At 66.2% G+C, this 20,788-nt stretch carries 23 protein-coding genes, 2 pseudogenes and 1 riboswitch; of the genes and pseudogenes, 11 read left to right on the forward strand and 14 right to left on the reverse strand.

The annotated features are described in order from the left end of the window. Positions 1-68 precede the first annotated feature (68 nt). The 3 genes and pseudogenes from H3V53_RS09835 to H3V53_RS09845 form a co-directional block, all read right to left on the reverse strand. On the reverse strand, positions 69-1,178 hold the full coding sequence (locus tag H3V53_RS09835; RefSeq protein WP_336597794.1) for a CmpA/NrtA family ABC transporter substrate-binding protein: 1,110 nt from the start codon (positions 1,176-1,178) through the stop codon (positions 69-71). Positions 1,179-1,188: 10 nt separating this feature from the next. Then, positions 1,189-1,764 (reverse strand): ANTAR domain-containing protein, encoded by a 576-nt coding sequence (locus H3V53_RS09840; protein WP_054927190.1) that lies wholly within the window; start codon positions 1,762-1,764, stop codon positions 1,189-1,191. 471 nt (positions 1,765-2,235) lie between these two features. Beyond that, a pseudogene (locus tag H3V53_RS09845) lies at positions 2,236-3,506 on the reverse strand (cyanate transporter). 179 nt (positions 3,507-3,685) lie between these two features. On the opposite strand from H3V53_RS09845, the gene H3V53_RS09850 reads away from it, so the two are divergent. Further along, positions 3,686-4,393, forward strand: coding sequence for a GntR family transcriptional regulator (locus tag H3V53_RS09850; protein ID WP_336597795.1), 708 nt, complete (start codon positions 3,686-3,688; stop codon positions 4,391-4,393). Between the two features lie 178 nt (positions 4,394-4,571). Here the strand turns inward: H3V53_RS09850 and infA are convergent, their stop codons facing one another. The 3 genes from infA to H3V53_RS09865 all read right to left on the reverse strand — a co-directional run bounded on the left by infA (position 4,572) and on the right by H3V53_RS09865 (position 5,973). After that, positions 4,572-4,826, reverse strand: a complete 255-nt coding sequence (gene infA / locus H3V53_RS09855) for a translation initiation factor IF-1 (protein ID WP_054927080.1) — start codon at positions 4,824-4,826, stop codon at positions 4,572-4,574. A gap of 135 nt (positions 4,827-4,961) precedes the next feature. Continuing rightward, positions 4,962-5,246: a hypothetical protein gene (locus H3V53_RS09860; protein ID WP_054927077.1), complete on the reverse strand. Its 285-nt coding sequence runs from the start codon at positions 5,244-5,246 to the stop codon at positions 4,962-4,964. A gap of 508 nt (positions 5,247-5,754) precedes the next feature. Then, a complete protein-coding gene (locus H3V53_RS09865) occupies positions 5,755-5,973 on the reverse strand; it encodes a hypothetical protein (RefSeq protein WP_054927076.1) in 219 nt (72 codons plus the stop codon). Positions 5,974-6,176: 203 nt separating this feature from the next. On the opposite strand from H3V53_RS09865, the gene H3V53_RS09870 reads away from it, so the two are divergent. After that, the gene (locus H3V53_RS09870) at positions 6,177-6,584 is read left to right on the forward strand and encodes a hypothetical protein (protein ID WP_336597796.1); all 408 of its coding nucleotides are present in this window, start codon (positions 6,177-6,179) and stop codon (positions 6,582-6,584) included. A gap of 45 nt (positions 6,585-6,629) precedes the next feature. Here the strand turns inward: H3V53_RS09870 and H3V53_RS09875 are convergent, their stop codons facing one another. Continuing rightward, the gene (locus H3V53_RS09875; RefSeq protein ID WP_336597797.1) at positions 6,630-7,274 is read right to left on the reverse strand and encodes a histidine phosphatase family protein; all 645 of its coding nucleotides are present in this window, start codon (positions 7,272-7,274) and stop codon (positions 6,630-6,632) included. Positions 7,275-7,360: 86 nt separating this feature from the next. Beyond that, positions 7,361-7,514, forward strand: a riboswitch (cobalamin riboswitch). Positions 7,515-7,558: 44 nt separating this feature from the next. Here H3V53_RS09875 and H3V53_RS09880 point away from each other — a divergent pair. Next, the gene (locus H3V53_RS09880) at positions 7,559-7,783 is read left to right on the forward strand and encodes a CbtB domain-containing protein (protein ID WP_054927318.1); all 225 of its coding nucleotides are present in this window, start codon (positions 7,559-7,561) and stop codon (positions 7,781-7,783) included. Positions 7,784-7,804: 21 nt separating this feature from the next. Next, positions 7,805-8,557: a CbtA family protein gene (locus tag H3V53_RS09885; protein WP_336597798.1), complete on the forward strand. Its 753-nt coding sequence runs from the start codon at positions 7,805-7,807 to the stop codon at positions 8,555-8,557. A 56-nt stretch (positions 8,558-8,613) separates the two neighbouring features. Here the strand turns inward: H3V53_RS09885 and H3V53_RS09890 are convergent, their stop codons facing one another. Further along, on the reverse strand, positions 8,614-9,483 hold the full coding sequence (locus tag H3V53_RS09890; protein WP_336597799.1) for a LysR family transcriptional regulator: 870 nt from the start codon (positions 9,481-9,483) through the stop codon (positions 8,614-8,616). Positions 9,484-9,606: 123 nt separating this feature from the next. On the opposite strand from H3V53_RS09890, the gene H3V53_RS09895 reads away from it, so the two are divergent. Next, a complete protein-coding gene (locus tag H3V53_RS09895; RefSeq protein WP_336597800.1) occupies positions 9,607-10,557 on the forward strand; it encodes an AEC family transporter in 951 nt (316 codons plus the stop codon). Between the two features lie 100 nt (positions 10,558-10,657). Further along, a complete protein-coding gene (locus tag H3V53_RS09900; protein WP_336597801.1) occupies positions 10,658-10,864 on the forward strand; it encodes a hypothetical protein in 207 nt (68 codons plus the stop codon). Between the two features lie 65 nt (positions 10,865-10,929). On the opposite strand, the gene H3V53_RS09905 is transcribed toward H3V53_RS09900, so the two are convergent. The 3 genes from H3V53_RS09905 to H3V53_RS09915 form a co-directional block, all read right to left on the reverse strand. Beyond that, entirely contained in the window at positions 10,930-12,174 is a 1,245-nt protein-coding gene (locus H3V53_RS09905; protein WP_336597802.1) for an NAD(P)/FAD-dependent oxidoreductase, read from the reverse strand. A gap of 115 nt (positions 12,175-12,289) precedes the next feature. After that, positions 12,290-13,069 carry an ABC transporter substrate-binding protein gene (locus H3V53_RS09910; protein WP_336597803.1) on the reverse strand — a complete coding sequence of 260 codons (780 nt, stop codon included), beginning with the start codon at positions 13,067-13,069 and terminating at the stop codon, positions 12,290-12,292. Positions 13,070-13,354: 285 nt separating this feature from the next. Next, on the reverse strand, positions 13,355-13,573 hold the full coding sequence (locus H3V53_RS09915) for a hypothetical protein (RefSeq protein WP_336597820.1): 219 nt from the start codon (positions 13,571-13,573) through the stop codon (positions 13,355-13,357). Here H3V53_RS09915 and H3V53_RS09920 point away from each other — a divergent pair. The 3 genes and pseudogenes from H3V53_RS09920 to H3V53_RS09930 all read left to right on the forward strand — a co-directional run bounded on the left by H3V53_RS09920 (position 13,472) and on the right by H3V53_RS09930 (position 15,393). Then, a pseudogene (locus H3V53_RS09920) lies at positions 13,472-14,390 on the forward strand (ornithine cyclodeaminase family protein). The gene H3V53_RS09915 and the pseudogene H3V53_RS09920 sit on opposite strands and share 102 nt — an antisense overlap. A gap of 89 nt (positions 14,391-14,479) precedes the next feature. After that, positions 14,480-15,124, forward strand: coding sequence for a PAS domain-containing protein (locus H3V53_RS09925; RefSeq protein WP_054927019.1), 645 nt, complete (start codon positions 14,480-14,482; stop codon positions 15,122-15,124). Positions 15,125-15,195: 71 nt separating this feature from the next. After that, positions 15,196-15,393, forward strand: coding sequence for a DUF1653 domain-containing protein (locus tag H3V53_RS09930; RefSeq protein ID WP_054927020.1), 198 nt, complete (start codon positions 15,196-15,198; stop codon positions 15,391-15,393). Positions 15,394-15,437: 44 nt separating this feature from the next. Here H3V53_RS09930 and H3V53_RS09935 read toward each other — a convergent pair whose 3' ends face one another. Both H3V53_RS09935 and H3V53_RS09940 read right to left on the reverse strand, forming a co-directional pair. Continuing rightward, complete coding sequence (locus H3V53_RS09935) at positions 15,438-15,797, reverse strand: 2Fe-2S iron-sulfur cluster-binding protein (protein ID WP_336597804.1); 360 nt, start codon at positions 15,795-15,797, stop codon at positions 15,438-15,440. Between the two features lie 187 nt (positions 15,798-15,984). Then, a complete protein-coding gene (locus H3V53_RS09940; protein ID WP_336597805.1) occupies positions 15,985-17,997 on the reverse strand; it encodes a sigma-54-dependent Fis family transcriptional regulator in 2,013 nt (670 codons plus the stop codon). A 326-nt stretch (positions 17,998-18,323) separates the two neighbouring features. Here H3V53_RS09940 and H3V53_RS09945 point away from each other — a divergent pair, with 326 nt between their 5' ends. Beyond that, entirely contained in the window at positions 18,324-18,593 is a 270-nt protein-coding gene (locus H3V53_RS09945; protein WP_336597806.1) for a DUF2964 domain-containing protein, read from the forward strand. Between the two features lie 281 nt (positions 18,594-18,874). After that, positions 18,875-19,165, forward strand: coding sequence for a DUF1488 family protein (locus H3V53_RS09950; RefSeq protein ID WP_054927024.1), 291 nt, complete (start codon positions 18,875-18,877; stop codon positions 19,163-19,165). Positions 19,166-19,350: 185 nt separating this feature from the next. Here the strand turns inward: H3V53_RS09950 and H3V53_RS09955 are convergent, their stop codons facing one another. Continuing rightward, on the reverse strand, positions 19,351-20,652 hold the full coding sequence (locus tag H3V53_RS09955; protein WP_054927025.1) for a solute carrier family 23 protein: 1,302 nt from the start codon (positions 20,650-20,652) through the stop codon (positions 19,351-19,353). Between the last annotated feature and the right edge of the window lie 136 nt (positions 20,653-20,788).

Below are 20,788 nucleotides of genomic sequence, written 5' to 3' on the forward strand. Positions count from 1 at the left end.
CTCGGCGTGGGGGCGCAAACCGGTCGAAGCTGGCCCGCCGGTTGCGCATCAGCGCAACGCAATCGGCATCACGTTTGCCCGCCCGGGCTGGAGGCGCCGTCGATCAGCCTTGCAACAGGCGGCTGCGCGGGCACGCCGACGCCCACCGTGGCGGCCGCCTGGCGATACAGCGCGGTCTGATTCACCTCGCTCGCAATCTGCAGGAAATCGCTGCGCCAATCGGTCATTTTCCAGCGCGCGTACTGCTCGAAAAACCAGGCACCCTCAGACGGATGCGGATAATTTACCGCTCCGTCCTCAAAAAATCGCACTGGCCTGCGGCGATCGTCGGCGCCGGCGTTCAGCAGTCTCGGCGCAATCGACGCAGCAGGCACGCCAAGGAACGCATCGGCGGCGAGCCAGCGGGCGATTTCCATGCGATGTTCGTCGCCATCGAGCCAGCGGCACGCTTCGAGCATCGTCTGCACGAGCGCGCGCGCCGTGTTCGGATAGCGCTCGACGAAATCGCGCCGGCTCGCCAGCACTTTCTCGGGATGATCGGCCCACACCTCGCTCGTGTACGCGATCGTCCTGCCGACGCCGCGTTCCTGCGCCACGGCATTCCACGGCTCGCCGACGCACAGGCCGTCGAGCCGGTCCTGTTCGAGCGCCTCGACCATCTGCGGCGGCGGGATCACGACGCTTTCGATATCGCGCAACGGATGCACGCCTTGCGACGCGAGCCAGGCATACAGCCACATCGCGTGCGTGCCCGTCGGGAAGGTCTGCGCGAAAACGGGTTTGTGACCGAGCGTGGCGAGCGCGGCGGGCAACGTCGGGTGCTCGTCGAGCGCGGCCGCGAGCCGGTTCGACACGGTGATCGCCTGGCCGTTGCGGTTGAGCACCATCAGCACGGCCATGTCCGTCTGCGGACCGCCCAGCCCCAGTTGCACGCCGTAGACGAGACCATAGAGCGCATGCGCGGCATCGAGATCGCCGGATAGCAGCTTGTCGCGTATCGCGGCCCACGACGGCTGCTTCAGCAACTCGATGGTCAGTCCGTGCGCGTGGCCGAATTCGAGCAGCTTCGCGGCGACGAGCGGCGCGGCATCGCTCAACGCGACAAAGCCAAGCCGCAAGTGCGTCTTTTCGAGCTTGCCCGATTCGGGGGAAGAAGAGAGGTGAGCGGGAGTGTTCATGAGCAGCGCTTCAATCTGGCAAGTCGGCGGCGGCGACCATCTGGCGCGCGATCTCGGCGAGCTTCACGCCCTGGTTCATCGCGCGCTTGCGCATCGCCGCGTAGGCGGCATGTTCGGTCATCTTTTGCGAGTCCATCAGCAGGCGTTTGGCGCGGTCGATCAGCTTGCGCTCCGCGAGTTCGCTTTCGGCCTGGGCGAGCCGCTCGCGCAATTGCGATTCTTGCGCGAAGCGCGCGAGCGCCACTTCGAGAATCGGCGCGAGGCGCTCTGTCGCGAGCCCTTCGACGAGATACGCCGTCACGCCCGCGCCGACGGCATCGCGGATCAGTTGCTGGTTTGCGTCGTTGCTGAACATCAGCACGGGGCGCGGCGCCGTCGCGTTCATGACGGCAAGCTGTTCGAGCGTGTCGCGCGACGGCGATTCCGTATCGATGATGACGACATCGGGCCGTTGGCTCTCGACGGCCTTGTGCAGCGCATGCGGCGAAGCCGTCGCGGCGAGCATGTCGTAGCCGAGCTTCGCGAGCGCGTCGCGCAGCTCGCCGATCGGCTTGTCGGTGTCGGTTACGAGCAAGACGCGCAGCATGAATGGTCCGGCGTCGGGTGGAGCGGGTTGTGCAGATTCATGGGTCGCGCCGGCGATGCGCCGGGCATGCAGATGCCGGTTGCGGCGCGGCCGGCGATGTCGTGTCGGGGTTCGCTCATGATCGTAGTGATGGCGTCGTCTCGTGACCGGACCGCGTGGCCCGATGCGATGAACGTCGAACGTCATTGCCCGACTCGGGCGGCCCGCGCGCGGCGGCCCGCCTTGTTCATTTGCGTTGGCTGACGCGTTTGGCGTCGGCCGTTTGTCGCTGCCGTGCGTCGTTGCAAGGAGCAAGCGCGGTGCACGCAACTTGCGTGCCATGTGGTTTGCGCCTGCGATCAAGGGCGTCGCGCGGGCGCTCGGATCTGACGGCAGGATGTGACGACGGCCTCGCGCACTGCGACAGTGCAAGACGCCGCGTGTTGCACCGGCTTGACGCGCGCGCCGTGCGCGTCTACGGCGCGATGCCGATTACCGCGAGCTAAGCCATCTGCCGTAGCTGTGCGGCGAGAAGGCGAATGTCAGCGCGATCATCGCCGACACGCACGACGCGAGCATGATCCACGCGGCCGAAAAGCTGCCCGTCAGGTCGCGCAGATTTCCGGCGACGACGGGAGACATCGCCGCGACGATGAAGCCGACGCCTTGCATGAACGCGACCAGCCTGCCGGCAACGCGGTGATCGTCGGCATGATCGAGCGCGTCGAGCGTGACGAGAACGTGCCGCCAAGGCCCGCGCCCGCGATCGCCACCCACGCGAGCGGCGCGTCGTCCGGATACGCGAGCAATCCGACGATGCCCGTCAGTTGCGCGGCCAGTCCCGCGACGAGCCACGGCCGGCGATCGCGGAAGGGCGCGGCGGCGAGCGGCAGCAACAGCGCGGCTGCGGCCTGGAAGACGGTCATGGCCGCCAGAAGCGAGCCGCTATGGGCGACGCTCGCGCCGCGCTGCTGATAGTAGGCGGGCAGCCACGCGACCAGCGTCGTGTAGCCGCCGTTGACGAGGCCAAAGTGCAGGCCGAGCGCCCACGCACGGCGCTTGCGCCACATCGCGACTGGCGGCGCAGGTGCGGATGCCGGCGTGGACGCTGGCGCCGTGGCGGCGTCGTCCGGACGGCACGCGCGACGCTGCAGCGCCAACCAGCCAGCGCACGCGAGCGCGGCTGGCACGGCCCACAGGGCCAGACCCGCGTGCCAGGAACCGGACGCCTTCGCGACAACCGGACTCAGGCTGGCACCGAGTCCGCCGCCGCCCATGATCGACGCGGAGAAAAGGCCCATCGCGAGTGGCACCCGCGCGCGGAAGCATTGCTTCATCACGCCGGGCAACAGCGCCTGAATGGCCGCGACGCCGATTCCCGCCAATAGCGCGGTCGCCAGCAGCGCGGCTCCGCTCGACGCGGCAAGGCGCGCGCCACAGGCGACGGCAATCGCGAGCAGTCCCAGCGCGACGCCGCGAGTCTCGCCGAGCACGCGCGTGAGCATGCCCGCCCCGAACGCGCCGAGCCCCATCGCGACGACAGGCAAGCTGGTCAGCAGCGATGCGCCCGAAAAGCTCAGCCCCGTCGCCGCGCGGATGGTCGTCATCAGCGGGCTGACGGACGTCAGCAGCGGCCGCAGATTGATGCCGATCGCGACGATCGCCGCCAGCCACGCCACGTCTGCCGAGGCCAAACCCGAGGTGGCAGCGCGCTGCGAGAGATGGATGGGGCGGACGGAGTCGGTGCCGGGAGTGGGATTCACGGGAGGGCCTTGTGGGTTGTAAAGCGTATGGTTAACCATATTAACTAAATTGGTTAACCACAATCCCGCAGGAAACTATGACGGGTATTCGTGTGAACACTTTTGGGCGTCGTGCGCGCGCCGCCGGCCGTCGCTACAATACGGCCGCTCACCCAGCCCGTCTCAACCGTACGAACGACATGGCCACACGCCCGACCACACCGCCGCCCGCCGCCGACGAAGATAGCGTCGAAGCGCGCATTTACGCGTCGATCACCACGGCGCTGCTCGAAGGGCGCTTGCGCCCGGGCGCGCAGCTCGTCGAGCGCGATCTCGCGGCCGCGTTCGGCTGCACACGGGGCGCGCTGCGCAAGGTGCTCGCGCGGCTCGGGTTCGAAGGCAAGCTAGTGCTCGAAGCGAATCGCGGCGCGTTCGTGCCGTCGCCGTCGGAAGAGGACGTGCGGCAGGTGTATCGCGCGCGGCAGGTCGTCGAGGCGGGCATCGTCACCGCGCTATGCGGCGCGCTGTCGGCGCAGGACAAGCGGCTGCTGAAGGCGCATGTCGCGAGCGAGAAAAAGGCCCTGAAAGATGGCCGCATCGACGAGCAGGTGCGGCTCGCGGGCCGGTTTCACGTGCTGCTGACGCAGCTCGCGGGCAGCGCGGAACTCGAAGCGTTCGTCGCGCAACTCGTCGCGAAGACGGAACTGTACAAGGCCCTTTACGATCCGTCGAAGGGCACGACCTGCTCAGCCGACGAACATGCCCGACTGATCGACGCGCTCAGTGACGGCGTTCTGTCCGTCGCGCTCGAGGCCATGCGCGCGCATCTTGCGGAGCTGGAAGAGCGCGTGATAACACGCATGCAGCCGGGCGCGAGTGACGATGTGGCTGCTGTGTTTAGGGCGTGAACGACGGGATATGAATTGCGGGGGGAGCCGCAGCGAGTGAAACGCAGGGAATGAAGCGCAGGGAATTGCCGGAAACGAGCCGCGCGGCATGCATTGCACATGCCGCGTCTCTTTCGCAGATCTGTGTTGCGTGTCGCGCTCTGCGCAACGGACTCGACACGCGTCGATTATTCGCGCGTCAGCGGCGGCGCATTGCCGTGCCGCTGCTGCGTTCGTCTTTGTGACGGAAGTTGATGCGTCCCTTGGTCAGGTCATAGACCGACAATTCGAGCGTGACGCGGTCGCCCGCGAGGATACGGATGTGATGCTTGCGCATGCGGCCCGAAGCGTACGCGCCCACGACGACACCGTTATCCAGTGTCACGCGGTAGCGGCTGTCAGGCAGCACTTCGTCGACGATGCCGTCCAGTTCAATCAGTTCTTCTTTCGCCATGCAAACTCCTGGGTCGTTGAGGGAACGGGCTGCGCGCGGCGCGCAGCATATCTTGCGCGGCAGCACAAGCGCTGCCGCGGCGATGCGGGTGAAGCCGTGAAGCGCGTCCCATGCCACACGGCGGGACGCACGCGATCAGAGATCGGCGACGCTTTGTCCGTCGACGTGACCGTCGATCACGTTGGTTGCGTGTTCCATGCACGCCATGCGGGCCTTGCCCGCGCCTTCGAACGGACGGAAGTGCGCGAGCCGGAAGACGCGGCCGTCGTCGATCGATTTCGCGCCGACGCGGCAAATGCGCACCGATGCGTCGTAGCCGCTATCGAGCGAATTGCGATGGGTAACGCCGCTCGACGTGCGGCGCGGATAGACGAGCGGATGAATTTCGTAACCTTTGTAGGTCTTGATGCCTTGAGTCATGTGCAAAGTCCTGTGATACAGGCTGCCGGCGCGCGCGCATCACGAGCGACGCAACAGCAAGGCAGCCGGCGGCGGGCACGTTCGCGCACGCCGCAATGGAAATGGTTTGGCGCGAGTCCTACGCGTGGACCCGAACGCAGCCGCGAACGACGCGGTACCGATGGAGAAATACGCTGATGCCGCACAGGCACCGAACGCATGACGAATGTCACCTGGTCGGGTTCAACTATGGCCGAAGTGACGATGACCGCCGGGTTACCGCTGCCCGACATTGCGCGGCGGCGGGGACGGCAGAGACGCAATCCATGCAGCGGTGAAGCTGAAAACCGGCGAAACCGGTAGAACGCGCTGCGGTTAAGAAGGTGCCGGAAGGAAATGGCAGAGTGCTGCTGTAGCAATATTATGCCCTAAAAACAGGGCCTTGTGTAGCACAAACTTCCGTTTGCCCGCTTGTGGGGAGCAATCCAGTTCGACGGGCGGCGCGGCGGGCCTACCTGTCCACGGGCGTTCATTCCGCTTCGTGCGTCATGCGTTTTTGCAGTTCGCGAGCAGCGGCGAGCGGAATGCGCGCGTCGTCCCATTTCGCGAGCCATTCCACTTCCTTCGACGTGAAAATCTGCCCATGATTGCGCAGCGCATATTGCAGCGAATCAATGATGTGATTGCGAATGATCTCGGGCGTGCGTGCATCGTCGAGCACGGTGCGAAACGCTTCGAGCGTGGCCATCGGTTGCCTCTTTTCGGTGAACGCTGGATAGGAACCCAACTCTTATCGCACATCAAAAAGCGCGTTGCCAGGCGGTCAAAATTCGCGCGGCTTCGCGGCGCTCGCAGATCGCGGGCGGTGGTATGCCGTTTGCAACCCGCGCTTTGCAAATCGCGCTTGGCGGACTCACCACGCCTGAGCTTTCAGCCGACACGAGGCATCCAATGACATTCAGAACGATGGCGCCCCTCACGGTATGGACCGTCGCGCAACTGGCGATCGCCGCAACGGGCGATGGATCCTGCGGTGTGCTGTCGGGTGCGGGCGGGCCGGCTGCGTCGGCTGCATCTGGCGTGCCGGCTGCAAGCGGCTTTGCGTTGCGCGACGGCGAGCCCGTCGATTTCATCGCGGGCGGCAAGACCGTGCCGGGCACGTTGCATGTGCTATCGGATGGCGGGGCCTATCGCGCGTACTGGCAGCCGCAGGGGCGCCCCGAGCGTTACGTGCTCGCGAGCGCGGGCACGGACGCCGTGCGCCTGATCGCCACGCCGATGCAGGGCACGCCCGCGGCGAACGGCTTGCCGGGCACGGCGCTCAATCCGCAGCAGGTGTTGTCGTGTCCCGCGTTGTGAGCGCGCGGGCGGATGACTGTTCGCGCTTCGCGCGCGCCGCGTGCTTCAGGCGTCGGGCGTCGGAAAGGGCGTGCGAGGGGGCGCATGAGGGGGCGCATGCGGAGACGCGTGCGGGGCCGTGGCCCGCCACGTCCAGCCTCGCTCGCCGCGCTGCAATTCGACGATGGCGAGGGGCGGGACGTCAATTTGCGTGAACGCTGTCGACGGCGCGTGCAGCACGTGCACGAGCACGGCGCGGATCACGGGCGCATGCGTGACGGCGATCAGCGTGCCGCGATGCCCGTGCTCGGAAAGCGCGTCGAGCCAGCCGCCGACGCGCCGCGTCAACGCATCGAACGATTCGCCGCCGTGCGGCGCGGCCGACGGATCACGCGTCCAGACGGCGAGCGCGTCGGGTTCGTCGCGCGCGATGTCGACGAGGCGGCGGCCGCGCCAGCGTCCGTAGTCCGCATCAGCCAGGGCCGGCTCCCGCGTGACGGCGGCGAATCCGAATATCCGCGCCGCTTCCGTTGCGCATCGTGCGGGACTCGCGAACGCGGCCTCGGCGGCGAGCCAATCCGCGTTTGCAGCACGACATGCTGCCGCTTCTTCGACGGCGCGCGCATCGAGGGGATCGTCGCCGTCGGGAAATGTGCCCTTGCGCTGCGCGGCAGTCGCCGGGTGGCTGATCATCAACAGACGTATGCGCATCGGCGGCTCGTGGTCGGGAAGAAGGAGCGAAGCGGGAAGGCATAGCAAGATCGAGCAAAGACCATCCAGGAAGAAGCAGGGCAGCAGGAAAGAATCGCAGTTTAGCGCGTAGAATAGTCGCCACTCGAAGCGCGGAAGCCGGTGCAAGCCCGGCGCGGTCGCGCCACTGTAATCGGCGGTGAATGCATCACGAATGTGCAGCATACGAGCCGGAAGCCAGACCCAAGCTTCGACTTCCCTCATCAATCGACTATCGGGGCGCGCAACCCCAGGAGATGTTCGCCATGAACGACACCGTGTTCGACCACGCCCGCGAGGCCGATCAACCCGCCATCACGCCCGTTCCGCTGCGCGAACTGCTGCCGTGGGTGATCTTCGGCGGCCTGCTGATGCTGCTCGCGCTCTATTTCGTCGGCGCCGAACAGGGCGCGACGTCGCTGTTTCCCGGCATGTACGTGCACGAGTTCGTGCACGACGGCCGCCATCTGCTCGGCTTTCCTTGCCACTGATCGCGTAAGGGAGTCATCACCATGGTTGGCAAGTTGTTGATGCGAGGCATGCTCGCAGGCATCGTCGCGGGCCTGCTCACGTTCGCGTTCGCGCGCGTCGCGGGCGAGCCGCTCGTCGAAACGGCGATCTCGCTCGAAGAAAAAACGCATGCGGCGGAGCACGCCGGCGAGCATGAAGAAGAAATCGTCAGCCGCGGCACGCAGGCGGGCCTCGGTCTGCTGACGGGCGTGGTCGCCTACGGCATGGCGTTCGGCGGACTGTTCGCGTTGACGTTCGCGTATCTGTACGGGCGCGTCGGGCGGATCGGCGCGCGCGCGTTGTCGGCGTGGCTCGCAGTCGGCGCGTTTGTTGCCGTCGTGCTGGTCCCGACTCTCAAGTATCCGGCCAATCCGCCGTCGGTCGGCGATCCGGAGACGATCGGCTCACGCACGGGCCTGTTCTTCCTGATGATCGTCACGTCGCTCGTCGTGATGGTGTTCTCGATGAAAGTGCGCAAGCATCTGCTGCCGCGGCTCGGGCAGTGGAATGCGTCGATCGCCGGCGGCATGGTGTTCGTCGCGATCATCGCTGCGATCCAGCTTGCGCTGCCGACGGTCAACGAAGTACCCGAAGCGTTCCCAGCCGTCGTGCTGTGGAAGTTCCGCATCACGGCGCTCGGCATGCAGGCAATCATGTGGGCCGTGATCGGTCTGCTGTTCGGCGCGATGGTCGAGCGCAGCGAACGCATTGCGCGGGCGTCGAACGCGGCGGCGCGCGACCGCGCGTTTCTCTGATCCCTCTGCGATCCCTGTGTGCGCGCCCACTTGCCGACGCGGGCGCGCATCCTCCTTCAGTTGGCCAAAGCCAGGAACCGCGCCAGACACGGATTGCGGTTCGCGGGCGACCACACGAGCATCTGGGAAATCAACGGCGCGTCGGCGAGCGGCTTGAACACGACGCCTGCCAGCTGCGCGCGGCTCATCGACTTCGGCACGAGCGCGATTCCCACGCCTTCGTCGACGAGACTCAACACCGTTTGCTGTAACTGCACCTCGAAGCGCACGTCGGGCGCGAAGCCGCCCCGCGCGCAGTGATCGACGATGGTCGCGCGCAGGCTCGGCGCGACGGCTTCCGATGCCATCACAAAGGGCTCGCGCGCGAGCCGCGCGACATCGAGCCGCCGCGCGCGGGCGAGCGGATGATTGCGCGACAGCGCGACGCACAGCGGCTCCGTGAAGATCGCGCGCGTGTCGAGCGCCTTGTCGGGCGCGCCTGGAAACATGATCGCCGCGTCGATCTGGCCGCTTTGCACCTGCGGCGCGAGATCGTTCGACACCACTTCGCGCAGGTTCAGCGTCACGTCCGGATACGCGTCGCCATAGGCGCGCGCGTAGGCAGGCAGCACGCTGTAGGCGGCGCACATCGTGAAGCCGATGGTCAACTGCCCGCTGTCGCCGACGGCTGCCGCGCGCGCCTGCCGCGCCGCCTGTTCGATCGATGCGAGGATCGCCTTGGCGTCCGCGTAGAAGCGTTCGCCCGCGGCCGTGAGCGTGACGCTGCGCGGGCTGCGTTCGATCAGCGTGACACCCAGCGACGCTTCGAGCGCCGCCAGTTGCCGGCTGAGCGGCGGCTGCGACAGATTGAGGCGCGCGGCCGCGCGGCCGAAGTGCCGCGTTTCGGCCAGCGTGACGAAATAACGGAGCGGTTTGACGTCGAGCATGATGCAAAAAAGGTATGGTCGAAGGCCGGATTCAGCATTGGATTGTATCGCCGGAAACGCTTACGCTTGGGCGCTTCCCGATTCGCTTATGCATCCGCTCCCGCAACCCGTCACGGCGCCGCCATGCTCTCTACGCTTGAAATTCTGCTGCCCGTTTTCGCGCTGATCTTCGCCGGCTTCTTTTGCCGCCGCCGCGACCTGCTCGGCCCGACGGCCGCATCGGAACTGAACCGCTTCGTCGTCTGGCTCGCGCTGCCCGCGCTGCTGTTCGACACGATGGCCCATTCGACATGGCGGCAACTCGATCAGCCCGCCTTCATCGCGACGTTTTCGATTGCCTGCGCGGGCGTGTTCGCCGTAGTGCTGGCCGTGCGCCTCGCGCGCGGGCGGCATCTTGCCGATGCCAGCGTCGACGCCATCGCTGCGTCGTATCCGAACACGGGCTACATCGGTTTTCCGCTCGGGTTGCTGGCGTTCGGCAAGGCGAGTCTCACGCCGACGACGATCGCGACGATCCTCGTCGCGTGTGTGCTGTTCGCGCTGGCGATCGTGCTGATCGAAATCGGCCTGCAGACCGAGCGCGCGCCGCACAAGCTCGGGGCGAAGGTGCTGTGGCGGTTGTTGAAGAATCCGCTGATCGCCTCGCCGATTCTCGGCGTGCTGGCGGCGGGCGCTGACGTATCGTTGCCGCAGAGCGTCGAGACGTTCCTGAAGCTGTTGAGCGGCGCGGCGAGCCCGTGCGCGCTGGTGAGCCTCGGGCTCTTCCTCGCCGAAAAGCGGCCGGCGAAGGAAGCGGCGAGCGAGCCGCTGACGTCGTTGGTGCTGACGGCGATCAAGCTGATCGCGCAGCCCGCGCTGGCATGGTGGATCGCCGCACGCGTAGTTGCGCTGCCCGCGCCGATGGTCGACATGGCCGTCCTGCTCGCCGCCTTGCCGACGGGCACGGGGCCGTACATGCTGGCCGAGTTCTACCGGCGTGAGGCGCACATCACGTCGCAGACGATTTTGCTGTCGACGGTCGGCTCGCTCGTGTCGCTGTCGCTGCTGCTGTACTTCATGCACGCGCCGGGCTGAGGGGATGCAGGCGTTCGGGGGCGTTGGGCAAGGAAATCGGCGTGCTGATTGCGGATGCGAACGCGCGAAGAGATCGCGACGGGCGCAGGCGAAACGATCCGTGGCATCAGAGCGGCGATTTCGCGCGTCGCGAAGATCGTCGGCGAAATCGGCGGCGGCGTCGCAGCATCCGAGCAACGGCATCAAGGAAGTGAGCCTCGCCGTCACGCAGACGGATGAGGTGATGCAGCAGAATGCGACGCTCGTCGAGGAGAACGTCGCGACGGCGGCTTCACATGCCGACGATGCGCAGCGGTTGAGCGAATGAACGGCGGCGTTTCGAGTGGAGCAGGGAGGGGCGGGGCGCGAAGCGCACGCGCCGATCGCTGCGGCTTAGACGAACCGCTCCACCCGATACGGCGCCGGATCGGTAAAAGGCGTCTCGCCCGTCATGAGTTCGGCGAGCAGCCGGCCGCTCACGGGCCCGAGCGTGAGCCCATGATGGTTGTGGCCGAACGCAAACCACAACCCGCGATGCCGCGGCGCAGCGCCGATCACGGGACGCATGTCCGGCGTGCAGGGCCGCATGCCGAGCCACGGCTCGGCGTCGACGCGCTCGCCGAGACCGAACGTCGCGCGAGCGAGCGGCTCGATGCGTTCGAGCTGAATGCCCGTCGGCGGCGCGCCGCGCTGCGCGATCTCGACGCCCGTGGTCAGACGCAGGCGGTTGCCTTCCATCGGCGCGACCACATAGCCGCGTTCCGTATCGACGATCGGCACGGACAGCGTCTGCCGCGTGGGCCGGTAGTGCATGTGATAGCCGCGCTTCGCGCGCAACGGAATGCGATAGCCGAGCGGCTCGAACACGGTGTCCGACCACGGGCCGAGCGCCAGCACGACCTGCTTCGCGCTGATCTCGCCTTGGTGCGTGGAGACGGTCCACGCGTCGCCCGATGCGCGCAGGGTCGCTGCATCGCCCGTCAGGAACGTGCCGCCACCCGTTTCGAACAGGCGCGCATAGCCCTTTACCAACGCGCCCGGATTCGTCACGCTCTTCGGGTCTTTCCAGTGAATCGCGCCGCAGATGCCTTCGCCCACGCCCGGCTCGCGCGCGCGCAGTGCGGCGGCGTCGAGCACGCTCACGTGCAAACCATGCTCGCGCACGGCCTGTTCCGACGCACGCGCTTCGTGATCGAACGCGGCCCGCGTGCGGAATGCCTCGATCCAGCCGCCGTCGTGCACGAGCCCGCCGACGCCCGCGCGCGCGATCAGTTTGTCGTGCTCGTCGACGCACGCGCCGATCAGCGGCATCATGTCGCGCGCCGCGGCCGCGAGCCGCTGCGGGGCGGATTCCCACCAGAAGCGCGCGAGCCACGTTGCGTACGCGGGCAGCGCCTTGTAGTCCCAGTACAGATCCGTCGACTGGTTGCGCGCATAGCGCAGCAGCGTGCCGAGCTTGCGCGGAAAGCCGTACGGCACGACCGACGAGCGCTCGATCAGGCCTGCGTTGCCGAAGCTCGTCTCTTCGCCGGGCGCGCGCCGGTCGACGAGCGCGACGCGCCGTCCGCGATCCTGCAGATGCAGCGCCGACGACACGCCGACGATGCCCGCCCCCAGCACGATGACGTCGAAATCCATCACGTTGCCCGATTCTCCTGATTGACGAAGCCAGAACGAGCGTGACACTGAAGGCACCCGACGCAGCGCTCGCATGCGGATGCCGGCTCGCCTGCCGTTCGGCTTCGGCAGCGTATCACTTCGCGATGATGTCGCGCTTGAAGTACTTCTGCGACAGCGCGCTCAGCGTGCCGTCCTTCTTCAGCTCGGCGAGCGCCGCGTCGATCTTCGCCTGCAACGCCTTGTCGCTCTTGCGCAAGCCGAAGCCCGTGCCTTCGCCGAGCGTCGACGGATCTTTCAGCGGCTCGCCGACGATCTGGTAGCCCGCGCCCGCAGGCTTGCTGAGAAAGCCTTCCTGCACGGTCTGCGCTTCCTGCACGGCGGCATCCAGGCGACCGGCGACGAGGTCCGCATACACCTGGTCCTGATCCTGATACGACACGACCTGCACGCCCGCATTCGCCCAGTGCTTCTTCAGGAAATCTTCCTGCGACGAACCCTGCAGCACGCCGACGCGCTTGCCCTGCAGGCTCTTCACATCGGGTAGCAAACCCGAGCCGTGCTTCGCGACCATCACGATGGGCACGATGTAGATAGCCGGCGAAAACGCAATGCTTTCCTTGCGTTTGGCCGTGATATTCATCGCCGAGTTGATCACGTCGAACTTGCGCGCCTGCAGCGCAGGAATCAGGCCGTCGAACGAATTCTCGACCCACACGCACTTCACTTTCATCTTCGCGCAGACGGCGTTGCCGACGTCCACGTCGAAGCCTTCGAGCTGACCCGACGCAGTCTTGCTTTCGAACGGAGGATAGGCGGCTTCGATGCCGAAACGCAGCGTGTCGGACGCTTGCGCGCAGGCGGCGCCCGCCGTGATCGCGAGGACGGCGGCAGCGAAAGAGAGCTTCAGTTTCATGACGGTTCCTGTCGTGGGTGATCGGGTCATGCGCTACGGTGGGCGCACGAAGAAATATAGACTGAAAGTCCAGTATGGACTATAGGGAATACGATAGTCCAGTGATCAAAAATACCGTTCCGCACTGTACGAACGCTTGATGCAAGCGGGAAAGACCGGGAAATCATGCGATGAAGCGAGCGTCGGCGCAGGCTCGCGGGCACATCGAACGAGATTTTTTGTCCACGCCGATAAAGTCTCAAGTAGACTATAAATCCACAAAACGAGTCGCATCCGATCAAGTGCTCAAGCTGGATTGCCCCACCCGACAACCGTATCGACGCGCCGCGCGTCGCCTCTGGAGATGAACCGATGAATTCCGCCTTGCCATTCGCCGTCGACGAACAGGCTGTCCGCGAAGCGCTGCCCGCACTCGACGTGCGCGGCGCGCTGGCGGCGATGTTTCGCGCGCTCGCTCGCGCCGATGCCGTGCAGCCGCCGCAGACGCTGACGCTCTTTCCGCACGGCGCCGGCGATTTCATCGCCTATCTCGGCGCGCTCGCCGATTCGAAGGTGTTTGGCGCGAAGCTCTCGCCGTACATCGTGACGGGCGGCGCGCCCATCATCACCGCGTGGACGGCGCTGATGTCGATGGAAACCGGCCAGCCGCTGATGTGGTGCGACGCGGCGCTGCTGACTACCGAGCGCACGGCGGGCACGACGGCGCTCGCCGTGGACCAGCTGGCGCGCGCCGATGCAACGCGGCTGGCCGTCGTCGGCGCGGGGGGGCGTGGCGCTCGCGCACGTGCGGCATGTCGCGCCGCTGCGCGCCTGGGAGTCGGTTCGCGTGTATTCGCCCGCGCTTGCATCGAACGGCGCACGGCGCGCGGCGATGCTATCCGCCGATGCACGCGTCGAGATCAGCGCGAGCGTCGAGGGATGCGTGCGGGATGCCGACGTGGTGATGCTGTGCACGTCGTCGGGCGCGCCCGTGCTGCCGCGCGACGCGTTGACGAAGCCCGCGCTGATCACGTCGATCAGCACGAACGCCGCGAATGCGCACGAAATCGACCCGGCCTGGCTGCCGCAGATGGACGTCTACTGCGACTATCGCGCGACGACGCCCGCCAGCGCCGGCGAGATGAAGCTGGCGGCCGCGCAGCACGGCTGGTCGTCGGCGCAGGTGAAGGGCGATCTGCCGTCGCTGCTGACAGGCGAGTGCGCAACGCCCGCGTACGAACGCCACGCGTTCTTCCGCTCGATCGGCCTCGGGCTCGAGGACGTCGCGATGGCCAACGCGCTGTATCGTCATCTGCTGCGTCGTCGAGGCGAGGCGCAATAGCTACAATGTCGGTCAGCCGCCGCTCGACGTCGAATGCACCGCGCGACGCAGCGGCATCACGAGCGACACTGCGAAACCACTGCCCGCCGATGCGCAAGAAGAAAACGTCACCCGTCAAGGACCTGCTGCTGACCCGTTACGCGCCCATCGCGGACGGCATTGCCGCGCTGTTCTTTCCGTACGCGGAAGTCGTGATTCACGACCTGCACGACCAGACCGTGCTGTATCTCGCGAACAACCTGTCGAAGCGGGAGATCGGCGACGAGTCCGCGCTCGAAGAGACGGAGCACTCCGCGCGCGAGCGCGTGATCGGCCCGTACGAAAAGCTGAACTGGGACGGCCGCCGCATGCGCTGCGTGAGCAACGTGCTGTTCGACGACAACGGTCAGCCCGCGGGCATGATGTGCATCAACTTCAACATCGCGGTGTTCGAGGACGTTCGCTCGACGCTCGATCTGTTCATCAAGGGCGCGGGTGTCGTCGCGCAGCCAGAGGAGCTGTTCCGCGACGACTGGCAGGAGCGCATCAACACGTTCCTGCACGGCTGGCTGCGCGACCGCCAGATTGGCCTGAATGGGCTCACGCGCGAACATCGGCGCGAGCTGGTCGAGGCGCTCTACGCGGAAGGGGCGTTTCGCGGCAAGAGTTCGGCGAACTATGTCGCGAACGTGCTTGGCATGGGACGTGCAACCGTCTATAAGCACCTGAAGCAGATGAAAGAGAGCGCGAGTTGACGCGAGCGGCGTTCTGCATTGCCTCGTTTCACTGTGACGTTCGCAATCGATCCATCTTCGAGGACTCAACCGTGACCGTGCGTTATCGACACTACAAAGGCGGCATTTACGAATTGATCTGCGAGGCGACACTCGAATCGGACCCGAGCGTCACGATGATCGTCTATCGCGCCGCGAACGGCACGATCTGGACGCGACCCGCATCGGTGTTTTTTGAAATGATCGAGCACGAAGGGCAGAGCGTGCCGCGGTTCGCGCCCATCAACTAGCGTCCGCGCTGAGCGGCGACGGCACGTTCGAGCGGCGCGCGGGTTCAGCGCCGTGCCGGCGAAACCTCGGCCGCTTCGGGCGCGTCGATCACGAGATCGCTCTGCGCAATCGCCACGCAAGGCAGGATGTAGCCTTCGACTTTTTCTTCGGCGCTGACGCCGGGCCATTCGACCGTGTAGCGCACGCGTCCCGACTCCAGCCTGCACAGACACGTGCGGCATGTTCCGTTGCGGCACATACGGGGCAAATACAGATCCGCGAAGCCGGCCGCTTCCAGCACGGTCAGCGAATCGGGGGCATCGAAGGTGCGGCCAAGCGGCTCCACGCGCACCTTGAAGGTCCGCTGTTCCGTTTCACCCGGTTCGCGCAGCGGCTCGCTGCGAGGCAGTTCATCGCAGGACATGGCGCTTATTCGTTCGACGAGCAATGGCGCCGCTTCGTGTGGGCGGCGCTCGCACGGCGTCGAGGGTGTGCGTACGGTGAAGCCATGCGTGGTCCGGCTCGGTAGTAGAGAGAACGCGAAGCTTAACGCAACACCCGATGCAGCGCCTGACGCGAAACCCGTCGCGGCCCACGCTTTCGTGGACGCGTCAGCGCGTCCCGCGCATGCGCATGTACCGATACACGGTGTTGCGCGCCAGTCCCAGTTCGCGCGCAGCGGCCGAGACGTTGCCGTTGTTGCGCGCGAGCGTCTGCTCGATCAGCGTCGCCTGAAGTTCTTCCATGCGCGCGGGCTGGGACGGCGCAGGATGCGCATCCACAGACGGCAAGCGCTGCGCTTCAGCGGACAGCGTGCGTTGCGCCCCGCTGGGCAGCGGCTCGACATGCGCTGGCTCGCCCTGCGGCGGCTCGCAGTCGTGCAGGAAATCTTCAGGCAGATGCTCGATGCCAATTTCCGCTGCGCCTTCGGCCATGATGCCCGCTGTGCGCAGCACATTGGCCAGCTGCCTCAGGTTGCCGGGCCAGCGGCAGCGTGCAAAGCATTCGAGCACGGCCGCCGACACGCGCGCGGGCATCCGCTCGCTATCCGCTTCGCTGCCGCGCGGTTCGCTGCTGCGCAGCCGGGTCAGAATCCGTTCGACGAGCACGGGCAGATCGGTGCGCGCGGCCAGCGCGGGCAACGTGACGACGAGCCCATTGATCCGGTAATACAGATCCTCGCGGAACGTGCCTTGTTCGATCATCGCGCGCAGGTTGCGGTGCGTCGCGCACACGATGCGCACATCGACGGGCACCGCGCGCGTGCCGCCGAGCGGCACGACGGCGCGTTCCTGCAGCACGCGCATCAGGCGCACCTGCTGAGCGAGCGGCATGTCGCCGATTTCGTCGAGAAACAGCGTGCCGCCGTCGGCCTGCACGATCTTGCCGGCGCTGCCGCGCTTGCGCGCGCCCGTGAACGCGCCGTCCTCGTAGCCGAACAGCTCCGCCTCGATCAGCGTGTCGGGCAGCGACGCGCAATTGACGGCGACGAACGGCGCGTCGCGCCGCGGCGACTCTTCATGCATGGCGCGCGCGAGCCATTCCTTGCCGGTGCCCGTCTTGCCGAGCACGAGCAACGGCACGTCGCGGCCACGCACTTTCTCGACGCGGTTCAGCACGGCGGCCATGTGCGCGTCGCCGGTGTCGAGCGTGGCGAAGGTAATGAGGTCGGCGCGCGGCCTGCGCGGCGCGGGTGCCGATACCGGCATGGCCGCGCGCTGGCCGCGCGCATCGGCGGAAAACGCGGGACGCGTCGCGTATTCGGCGCGCGCCAGCACGCGCACGCCGCTTGGCAGCGTGAGCGTCAGGCATTCGCCTGGCGCGCGCGACGCCTGCTGCAGCACGGCGGGAAACGCGACGGCGAAAAGCGCCTCGAACGGCTGTGCGCGCAGTGCGTCGAGCGGCCGCTCGAACTGGAATAGCGCGCTGCGGTTCGCGGCGAGCAGCCGGCCGTCGTCGCCGAACGCGGCCAGCCCTTCGAACAGCGTGCCGATGAATTCGCCGCGCGCATGAAAGCGCACGCGCATGGCGTCGCCGAACTGGTTGGCGAACAGCTGGTTCTCGATCATCAGCGCCGACATGCGCACGAGCGCCATCGTGTGCTTGTGGAAGCCGCGCGGATCGCCGCTCACGTCGAGCGCGCCGATCGTGCGGCCGAACGGATCGGCGATGGGCGCACACGAGCAGGTCAGCACGCGATTGGCCTGCAGAAAATGTTCGCTGCCGTGGACGACGGTCGGCTGGCCTTCGGCCAGCGCCGTACCGACGGCGTTCGTGCCGCGATGCGCCTCCGACCATGACACGCCCGGACACAGCGCGACGCGCTTCGCTTTCTCGACGAAATCGCTGTCGCCGAGACTGTGCAGGATCACGCCGTTGCTGTCGGTGAGCAGCACCATGCTTTCGGTATCGACGATCTGCGCGTGCAGCGTTTCCATCACGGGCAACGCATGCGCATACAGCGAGCGGTTGCGTTCGACGAGATCGCGCAGCGCGAGCGGCTGCAACGGTTGGAAGTCGGGCGCCTCGGACGCGCGCAGGCCGAATTCGCGCGAACGCGCATGAGCCTGCGCGAGCGCGTCGGCACGGCCCGTGACGGACGGCGTGACGAAACGTTGGGTCACTGCTTGTCTCCGCTGTTGTTTTCCGCTGATGGAATGCTTGCGCGCGCCTTCGGCGGGGAAGAGCCTTGTGCGCGCAAAACGCGCAACGCGTGTCGCGGCGTATTGCGATGCAGCAGCGCATGCGCACGGGCATCTGCGAGGCCGCGAGCCGCCCGTCTTTGCGGGTTTGATCCGGCCCATCTTACAGGAGGACGCGCGACGCGTGTTCCGCTTGCCTTCTGGCGCAGAAGTGCAATCATCGTAGAAGGCATGCGTTCGCGCCGCGTGCCGCACTGGGGCTCGCGCAAGCGGATTGCCCCGGCCAGCGCCAGTTCGAGGAGAACGTCATGGTGCGCATGGAAATGAGGGTGGTCCTCGCCACGCTTTCGGTGTTTATCGCGCTCGGCGGCATCGGTCTGTCGATCCACGGTTCGCTGTACTACCTGGACCGCGAGATATGGGCGGGCGTAGTGGCGATCGCAATTGGCATCGCCGGGTGCGTGACGATGCTCACGCTCTGGCCGCGCGATCTTCCCGACGGGACGCGGCCCCCACATCCCGCCGACGATGCCGCATCGCACAAGCATCACGCTCATCATCTGCCGAGCCAGTTTTAGGCGCGTCCTACGCTGCGCTGCCGCATGCAATTGGGGCCACGCATAACGCGATGTGTTGCGCTTTGCTATGCCAGCAGAGCGTGCATGGCGGCACCATGCTGGGGTGTGGCGAAAGAAAACTTGCGGGTCGCGGGAAGTCGTCTACAGTGTTGAGATCAACTGCGGCGCGCGCGATAACGGTGGGCGCGCGCAGTCGACAGCCCGCGCTGCGATCCATAACGGAGGCGTGAACAGGGGCATGCGCGGCCTCCCCGGCGATGTCGTCCCAGCAAGGTGTTCCCATGCAGATCATTTTCCCGAAAGAGACCCCCGAGTATTCGGGGCGCGAGCTGACTCTGGCTTTTCCGGCTATGGTCGATGGAGAACGGGTGGAATGCATGATCACCGCCGAGGCGCTCGAAGATCACTTCGGCGCCGCCTCGCCGCGCATCGAAGACATGCTGGGCGCCTTCTCGAATCACCGGGACCGGATCGAAGCGGCAACGCGGCGCCTGCTGTCGGAGACGCGCGCGCAATGCCTCGTGCTGCGTAGCGGCTACGTCCGCTTCTACGAAGCGAACTGGCGCAACTGAGTCAATCTGCACACGTTCATCATGCGTGATCGATGTGTGATCGATCGCGTGCGGCGTTGTCATGTGCGCGATCGCGGCTGCTGCAAGCGCACATCGATCTGCATATGAACCACAAGTGCAAATGACAACGCGGCCTCGAGGGCCGCGTTCTTGTTCGATGCCTGCTGCGCGCTTCGCGCGGCGCGTTATTCCGAGCCGAGATAGAAGAAGCGGAACAGGAACACGGCCGCGATGACCCACACGACAAGCTTCACCTGCCGCGCCCGGCCCGTCAGCAGCTTGAGCCCCGCGTACGAAATAAAACCGAATGCGACGCCATTGGCGATCGAATACGTGAACGGCATCAGCAACGCGGTGAGCGCGGCGGGCACGACTTCCGTCGCGTCGTCCCACGGCAGGTCGGCCATTTCGCGCAGCATCAGGCACGACACATAGAGCAGCGCCGGCGCCGTCGCGTAGCCGGGCACGACCCCCGCGAGCGGTGCGAAGAACAACGCCATCAGGAACAGCACGGCGACCGTGATCGCCGTCACGCCCGTGCGGCCGCCCGCCTGCACCCCCGATGCGCTTTCGATATACGCCGTCGTCGACGACGTGCCCAGCACCGAGCCCGCGAGAATCGCCGTGCTGTCCGCGAGCAGCGCGCGGTTCAGACGATGCATCTTGCCGTGCACGAGCAGGCCCGCGCGATTCGCGACGCCCATCAGCGTCCCCGTCGCGTCGAACAGTTCGACAAGGAAGAACACGAGAATCACGTTGACCACGCCTGTCGACAGGGCAGCCTTGACGTCGAGGTGGAACAGCGTCGGCGAGATCGAAGGCGGCGCGGACACGATGCCGCGAAACTCGTTGCCGCCGAAGAAGAAGCTGAGAACCGTCACACCGACGATGCCGATCAGGATCGCGCCGCGCACGCGCAGGAAGTCCAGTGTGACGATCGCGAAGAAGCCGATGATGGCCAGCACGACGTGCGGATCGTGCAGGTTGCCGAGCGTGACGAGCGTCGCCGGGTTGCCTGTCACGATGCCCGCTGTCTTCAGCGAAATGATGGCGAGAAAGAGGCCGATGCCGCCTGTGATCGCGATACGGATCGAATGCGGAATGCCCGTGACGATCACTTCGCGCACGCGGAACAGCGTGACGATGAGGAACAGGCAGCCGGAGATGAACACGGCGCCGAGCGCGGCCTGCCACGTAAAGCCCATGCCCTTGACGACGGTGTACGCGAAGTATGCGTTCAGGCCCATGCCGGGCGCGCACGCAATCGGATAGTTCGCCCACAGGCCCATGATCAGCGACGCGAGCGCCGCAACGAGGCAGGTCGCGACGAACACGGATTCTTTCGGCATGCCCGCATCGCCGAGAATCGCCGGATTGACGAAGATGATGTAGGCCATTGTGAGGAACGTGGTGATGCCTGCCAGCACTTCCACGCGCAGGGTCGTGCCTGCTTCGTCAAAGCCGAAATACCGTTTTACGGAGTCCATGAGCCGAGTCTCTCGTCGTTTGAAATGTCGTTGGTCACTGCTTGTCGTGTGCCGCTTTGCCGCGCCACGGGCGGATTTAATCACGATTGGTGCGGAATTTCCGCATTTGCCGCCACTACATCTCGCTCGCGTTGAG

Origin of the sequence: Paraburkholderia bengalensis, from assembly GCF_037126505.1 — a bacterium.
GTDB classification, from domain to species: domain Bacteria; phylum Pseudomonadota; class Gammaproteobacteria; order Burkholderiales; family Burkholderiaceae; genus Paraburkholderia; species Paraburkholderia bengalensis.